The organism is Fructilactobacillus sp. X7R7C1, from assembly GCF_059901065.1.
In genome coordinates, this window is sequence record NZ_JBWXVF010000001.1 from 596,730 (window position 1) to 604,197 (window position 7,468).

Below are 7,468 nucleotides of genomic sequence, written 5' to 3' on the forward strand. Positions count from 1 at the left end.
ATGACTACCTTTAAGGGTATTGGTGTTAGTGATGGGATCGCATTTGGAAAAGCTTATTGTTTAACTAAACCAGATTTAACTTTTAATAAAGAAGCCTTTTTGGGTATAGACGAAGAAAAAGCACGCCTTAAAAAAACGTTTCAAGATACCAAAACTACTATTATAAAAATCAAACAAAGTAATAGAGTTGAAATGGCTAAAAAATATCTTGATATTTTAGATTTTTATTTAGAAGTTTTATCTGATCCAGAGTTGATTAATGAGGTTAAAAGAGTCATAACAGAAGAAAAAAAGAATGCTGCATTTGCATTGAATCGTGTATTCAATCAATATGCAGCTATTTTTTTGAATATGAATGATCCGTATTTAAGGGAACGGGTTCATGATATTGAAGATATAAGAGATCAGCTTTTGGGACGTCTACTTGGCGTCGATACTCCCGATCTATCACTTATTAACCAGCCAGTTATTATTGTTGCTAATTCCATTTCTCCAACTCAGATTGCACAAGTTCAAAAGAAAAATATTAAAGGGATTGTTACAGCTGTTGGAACCAAGAATTCTCATGCAGCCATTATATCTAGAAGTATGGACGTTCCAGCTGTACTAGGATTGCAGGACAGCCTAAATCATTTAAAAAATGATGAACAATTGATTGTTGACGGAAGTAGTGGAAACGTTATTGAAAGTCCCAATTCAGATGAAATCGAGAAATTCCAGACAAAGCTTGAAAAATTTAGAAAACAAAAAAGGTCATGGGAAAAGTTCAAGGGCCAATCGACCAAGACATTAGATGAGCACCCTCTGCTATTGGGGGCTAATGTTAGTAACGAAAATGAAGTTGATAATGCTTTAGAAGTTGGGGCTGATTCAATTGGATTATTTCGTACCGAATACATTTACATGGATTCTGACCATCTCCCGAGCGAAGACGAACAATTTTTGATATACAAAAACATTGTTTCAAAAGTAAAAGGAAAGCAGTTAACTTTTAGGACAATGGATGTTGGTGGAGATAAACTAGTTAATTATTTGCCTAATATTTCCCATAATGAGACGAATCCCTTTCTTGGCTATCGTGCCATTCGTTATAGTTTAGGTGAAAGCAAGGTTTTTCGCACTCAAATCAGGGCACTCCTTAGATCTTCAGCTTATGGACCAATTCGGATCATGTTTCCTATGATATCAACGGTCTCAGAGCTGGATCAGGTTCTTTCGATTTACACTGAAGAACGCCAGAATTTGATTGATAGAGGAGTTAAACTTGGAGATGTTCAATTAGGAACGATGATTGAAGTTCCAGCGGCAGCAATTATGATTGATAAGATCATTTCAAGAGTAGATTTTGTAAGTATTGGCACTAATGATCTAGTTCAGTACACGGTTGCTGTTGATCGTTTAAATGAGCGTGTCTCCTATTTGTACCAAGCTTGTGATCCAGCCGTGCTTCGTTTAATTGAAAGGGTCGTTAGGATCGTTCATAACGCTTCTAAGACCGTGGGTGTTTGTGGTGAGGTTGCGTGTGATCCACAGGTGATTCCTTTTTTGATTGGGTTAGGAGTGGATGAATTATCAGCCACTCCAACTCAAATTTTAAAAACTAAAGCATATATTAGTAAAATTAATTCGAAATCAGCAAGTAAGTTAGCTGATAGTGTCGTTAAAAATGCAGATACCACTGGTGACGTTAATAAGATGATTGATGACTTTATCTCTAAGATGCCAGAGTAGATGGTTTACTTAGGTTTGAGTAGTTAGGCACAAAGTTGCAAACCATGCGGGAAACCCATATAATTACATTTGTTTAACGTTAAAGAGAGAGGGGAAAACAACGTGAATATTGGTTTGTTTACAGATACTTATTTTCCACAAGTTAGCGGAGTTGCTACGTCAATCAAAACGTTAAAAGATGAGTTAGAAAGGCGTGGAAATCATGTCTATATTTTTACTACAACTGATCCTAACGTTGAAAAAAATGATGACGATGAAAAAGACATTTACCGTTTTTCAAGTGTTCCCTTTATTTCTTTTACCGAAAGAAGAATCGCCGTCAGAGGAATATTTCAGGCTTATCAAATTGCTAAGCAATTAAAATTAGATATCGTTCATACCCAAACTGAATTTTCACTTGGAATTATCGGGAAGTTCGTTGCTAAAAATTTGAATATTCCTTGTATTCACACTTATCACACGATGTATGAAGATTATTTGCACTATGTTGCCAACGGCAAATTATTAAAACCAGTACACGTAAAAGAAATGATGTTAGCTTTTTGTCATCACATGGACGGTGTGGTGGCACCAAGTAAGCGTGTCTTGGACAAGCTTACTGATTATGGGGTTAAGAGTCCCATTCGAATTATTCCAACCGGGATTGACGTTAAGCATTATGAAGAAAATGACCATGTTGATATTAGAAAAAAATTAGGCATTAGTGATGAGACCCCATTGATGGTTTCCGTTAGTCGAGTTGCGTATGAAAAAAACATCTCCGAAATGATCGATGCACTACCTAAAATTTTGGATCAAGTTCCAAATGCTATGCTTGTGATTGTGGGTGAAGGACCTGCCGAAGATGATTTAATGAAGCAAGTGTCTGACATGAAACTTAACGACCATGTTATTTTCACCGGAGAAATTAATAATAATCATGTCAATGATTATTATCGAATGGCAGATGTTTTTGTTTCTACGTCTAATTCTGAGTCTCAGGGGTTAACGTACATTGAAGCAGTTGCTGCTGGCACCAAAGTTGTCGTTGCAAGAAGTCCGTACACCGATGACTTAATTGATGATAAATCAATTGGAATGACGTTTGAGTCAGAAGAAAGGTTTGTTTCTGAAACGGTGGATTATTTGCAAAACCGAGGTGAATATCCCGATTCCAAAAATGTCCGTGAAGAGAAATTACACGAAATTTCAGCTGAGTATTTTGTGGATCAGATGTTGAGCTTTTATGATGATACAATCAAAGAGTTTGATCAAACTAAAGCTAAGCAAACTAACACATCTGACTGAGGAGTTTTGTTGATGTTAAAGATCGATATGTTTTCAACTGCTGACAAAGTAAAAGGTCAAGGAGTTGGTAGTGCATACATTGAGTTAATTAAGATGTTAAAGAAACATTTTCCAAACGAGTTTGACATTGAGATTAATAAATTTAATCAAGCGAACATTAGTCATTATCACACCATTAATCCAACGTTTTATTTGTCTACATTTTCAAAAAAAATGGGACGAAAGATTGGATACGTTCATTTTTTGCCGGAAACGCTTGAGGGGAGTTTAAAAATTCCTACTCCATTTCGACAAATTTTTTATAAGTATGTAATTGCCTTTTATAAACGGATGGATCATATTGTCGTTGTAAATCCAACTTTTATACCTAAACTTGAAAAATATGGGATTGATAAAAAGAAAATTACATATATTCCAAATTTTGTAAGTAAAAAAGAGTTTTATCCGGTTTCAAAGAGCCGGAAAGAAGCTCTTAGAAGTAGTTATGGTTATCAAACAAAACGGTTTACGGTGCTCGGGACCGGTCAAGTTCAGACCAGAAAGGGCGTTCTTGATTTTGGTAAATTAGCAATGCAAAATCCAAACGTTCAATTTGTTTGGGCAGGAGGATTTTCATTTGGAAAAATGACAGCTGGATATTCTGAGTTGAAAGAATTGGTTGATAATCCACCTCAAAATCTGAGTTTTCCCGGAATCGTTGATCGTAAAGAATTAGTAAATTATTATAATATGGCTGATTTATTTCTTTTACCGTCGTATAATGAGTTATTCCCGATGTCTGTTTTAGAGGCATTCTCGTGTGGGATTCCTGTTATGTTGCGGGATTTATCCCTTTATAAAAAAATTATTGACGGGTATTACATTTCAGCAAATAATGAGGCTGAAATGGATAAAAAACTTAAGATGTTGTTAAATGATCCTAAGCTTCTGAAAGCATATGCTGAAAAATCACTTAAAGCATCTGATTATTATTCCGAGGATCATCTAGCCAAGATTTGGCATGATTTTTATTTTGACCAGGCGAAAAAGGGGTAATTGAATGTCCAGGAGAAATAAAGTCTCGCTACTTATCATGATTGCCCTTGGATTACTTATTTCATGGTATGCAGCTAGAGACATTAAGTTTAGCGTTCTTATAAGAGATATTGTTGAGATTAATCCATGGTGGTTATTAGTTGCTTTAGGGTGCATTTTGCTTTATTTTGCTCTTGAATCCGTGATTACTTACATGTTAGTTCGAAATAGTGATCCTAATTTTACTTTTCGGGATGCAATCCGGGTACCTTTAGTGGAGCAACTTTTTAATGGGATCACTCCGTTTTCATCTGGTGGTCAGCCGGCTCAACTATTTGTTTTAATTCAATCGGGAGTTGATGGTGGTCGGGCTAGTTCTGCACTACTTATGAAGTTTGTTGTTTACCAAGCCATGATAGTAATTAATTTTTTTATTGCGTTAATAATCGGTTTTAACTACGTTATTGATAAAATGCACGCTCTGGCATGGTTTGTTGTGTTCGGATTTGGCATTCACATGTTTGTGATCGTTTCACTACTTATGATCATGTATTGGCATTCATTTACTAAAAAATTTGTTAATATTTGTATCAAACCGGTGAAGTGGTTCGTAAAAGATGCTACATTTTATAAGTTAGTAAATACATTAAATAAGAAGATTGATAACTTTTACAAAGAGAGTGTGAGAATTGGTCACCAGGGGAAGTTGATGGCTAAAATATTCATAATCACTTTTTTTCAGTTGCTTTTTTATTACTTAATTCCCTACTTTATTATGCTTTCGTTAGGTTATACCAATGCTAATGTGGTAATGGTAACCAGTCTCCACATTTTGATTGTGATGATTATCTCGATTTTTCCCATTCCTGGAGGAGCAGGTGGAGCTGAGTATAGCTTTGAGATGATTTTTAGAAGTTATATTACTAATGGAAGTAAGCTAGTACTTGCGATGATCCTGTGGCGGATTCTTACGTATTACTTAGGTTTGATTTTGGGAGCCTTTGCCCTCGTGATGAAGCCAAGTAAAAAGGCACAAAAGAATAGGAAAATACTAAAAAGCGAAAGTCATAAGAGTTTTGGAGGAAACTAGAATGTCTCGAATATTAAAAAGCATTCGTAATTTTTTTAATACTACTATCGGTTTCTTCGTGCTGGTAGTCGTTTTATATTGGATAACTACTTTGGTTGTTTATAACGTCGACTTTAGTTTGGGTGTTAAGGGTGGCATGCAAACCTTTTTGATGATTGTTAATCCAATTCCATCAGGACTGCTCTTGTTTGGGATTGCTTTATACTTTCGCGGCAAGCTTTCTTATTGGCTGATGCTGATAATTGATTTTCTACAGTCGACTTGGATGTTTGCTAATGTTTTATATTATCGAGAATTCTCTGACTTCTTGTCAATTGGTATTATTAAAGGAACCGGAGACGTCCAAAATAATTTGGGCAAGAGTATGATGGAAATTCTTCATCCAACGGATTTTTTGATTTATTTGGATGTTGTGGTTTTAATCTTACTATTAGTCTTCAGGATTATTAAAATCGATTACCGTCCCTTTAAGTATCGCTATGCCATTGGAATTACTTTACTTTCGATTTTGCTTATGGGGGGAGAATATTCTCTTGCTAATTCGGATCGGAGTGGTCTTTTAACTCGGACGTTTGATAATAATTATATCGTTAAGTATTTAGGCTTAAATGAATACGCTGCTTTTAATGCATATCAAACTCACCAAGAGAGTTCTACGCGAGCAAAGGCGAAAGCTTCAGATTTGAATAGTGTCAAGAAATTTATTAATCAACATCAGACGTATCCAAGCGTTAAATATTTTGGGAAAGAAAAGGGTAAAAACGTTTTTATTATTCATTTGGAGAGTTTTCAACAGTTCTTAATCAACTATAAAGTTGATGGACAGGAAGTTACTCCGAATATTAATAAGTTTTATAGTGATAAGCATACGATTTCGTTTGATAACTTTTACCATCAAGTTGCTCAAGGTAAGACTTCAGATGCTGAAATGATGCTTGAAAATTCATTGTATGGATTGCCCCAGGGATCTGCGATGGTTACTTATGGTTCGCAGAATACGTTCCAGGCGGCTCCAGCAATTTTAGACCAAAAGGGTTATTCGACGGCTGTCTTTCATGGAGATGTTCCGAGCTTTTGGAATAGAGATAATACTTATAAGTCTTGGGGATATCAGTACTTCTTCGATAGCAACTACTATAAGAAGAAACCTTCGTATAATGTTGGATATGGAATGAAAGATAAGATTATGTTTAAAGATTCAGTTCCTTATCTTGAAAAGCTACCACAGCCGTTTTATGCCAAAATTATCACTTTGACTAATCATTATCCTTATGAATTAGATAAACAAAATGTTTCTTTTCCTGCTCTTAAAACGGGGGATAGTACCGTTGATCCTTATGTCCAAACGGCTCATTATTTAGATCAATCTTTTGGTGAGTTTGAAGCATATCTAAAAGCAACGGGATTAATGAAGAATAGTGTCATTGTTTTATACGGTGACCATTATGGGATTTCTAATAATCATCGTCCTGCAATTGCTAAGATGTTAGGTAAAAAGTCGGTTAATAACTATGATTTGGCTAACTTTCAGAAGGTGCCATTTATGATCCATGCTGATAATTTGGATGGGCACGTTGATCATACTTATGGTGGAGAAATCGATGTCTTACCAACGCTGCTTCATTTATTGGGGATTAAGAATGATGATATGATCCAGTTCGGACATGATTTGTTGGGGAATAATCCTAACCAAATTGTTCCATTTAGGGATGGAGATTTCGTAACTCCTAAATACACTAAGGTTGGTGGAACAATCTATGATTCTAAGACTGGTCAAGTTATTAAACCAGATAAGCAACAACAGCAGGAAGTTGATGGAATTCAGAACTATGTAACTAGTGATTTGTCTCTTTCTGATAGAGTTATCTATGGTGATTTACTTCGTTTCTATCATCCTAAAGGATTTAAGCCTGTGGATCGAAAAGACTATAATTATAAGCCAAAGAATGCAATGGAACAGTTGGATAAGGCTGATAAAGAACGTAAAACTGATCTAATTGATCAGAATGGTGGTAAGTCCACGGTTCCGATGTATCATACTGATGCTCCTGAACTAAAATAATTAGAAAAAGCATTTAGATAAAGATCTAAGTGCTTTTTTTGTAAAAAAGTCTTGACGTAATTTTGTTTCCTTGGTATAGTAGTTCTTGTCGTTAAGTGCGCCAAAACAATTTGGTTAAAATTAGTCAAACTTTTCTATTGACAATAAATTAACCACATGGTATATTATTACATGCGGCGTTGAGGTACAATGAGACGACGTTGCGTCAGAGTAGATCTTTGAAAACTGAACAAGATTTTGATTACAAGTGTAAGGTAGTTTTAAGTTGTAGAACTTAAAATTAA

Annotated in this window: 5 protein-coding genes; all 5 read left to right on the top strand. The window is 35.3% G+C overall.

Annotated elements, in window-relative coordinates:
- The 5 genes from ptsP to AC6UDC_RS02915 all read left to right on the top strand — a co-directional run bounded on the left by ptsP (window position 1) and on the right by AC6UDC_RS02915 (window position 7,184).
- The gene (gene ptsP / locus AC6UDC_RS02895) at window positions 1–1,731 is read left to right on the top strand and encodes a phosphoenolpyruvate--protein phosphotransferase (RefSeq protein WP_500706335.1); all 1,731 of its coding nucleotides are present in this window, start codon (window positions 1–3) and stop codon (window positions 1,729–1,731) included.
- A 102-nt stretch (window positions 1,732–1,833) separates the two neighbouring features.
- Window positions 1,834–3,018, top strand: coding sequence for a glycosyltransferase family 4 protein (locus AC6UDC_RS02900; RefSeq protein ID WP_500721193.1), 1,185 nt, complete (start codon window positions 1,834–1,836; stop codon window positions 3,016–3,018).
- Window positions 3,019–3,030: 12 nt separating this feature from the next.
- On the top strand, window positions 3,031–4,053 hold the full coding sequence (locus AC6UDC_RS02905; RefSeq protein ID WP_500721195.1) for a glycosyltransferase family 4 protein: 1,023 nt from the start codon (window positions 3,031–3,033) through the stop codon (window positions 4,051–4,053).
- Between the two features lie 4 nt (window positions 4,054–4,057).
- Window positions 4,058–5,122 (top strand): lysylphosphatidylglycerol synthase transmembrane domain-containing protein, encoded by a 1,065-nt coding sequence (locus AC6UDC_RS02910; RefSeq protein WP_500693602.1) that lies wholly within the window; start codon window positions 4,058–4,060, stop codon window positions 5,120–5,122.
- 1 nt (window position 5,123) lies between these two features.
- The gene (locus AC6UDC_RS02915) at window positions 5,124–7,184 is read left to right on the top strand and encodes an LTA synthase family protein (protein ID WP_500696563.1); all 2,061 of its coding nucleotides are present in this window, start codon (window positions 5,124–5,126) and stop codon (window positions 7,182–7,184) included.
- Window positions 7,185–7,468: the final 284 nt, after the last annotated feature.

What these genes read in the sequence shown, in the direction of transcription:
- ptsP (WP_500706335.1), top strand. Translation starts at nt 1, where the DNA reads ATGACTACCTTTAAGGGTATTGGTGTTAGTGATGGGATCGCATTTGGA.
- AC6UDC_RS02905 (WP_500721195.1), top strand. Translation starts at nt 3,031, where the DNA reads ATGTTAAAGATCGATATGTTTTCAACTGCTGACAAAGTAAAAGGTCAA.
- AC6UDC_RS02910 (WP_500693602.1), top strand. Translation starts at nt 4,058, where the DNA reads ATGTCCAGGAGAAATAAAGTCTCGCTACTTATCATGATTGCCCTTGGA.
- AC6UDC_RS02915 (WP_500696563.1), top strand. Translation starts at nt 5,124, where the DNA reads ATGTCTCGAATATTAAAAAGCATTCGTAATTTTTTTAATACTACTATC.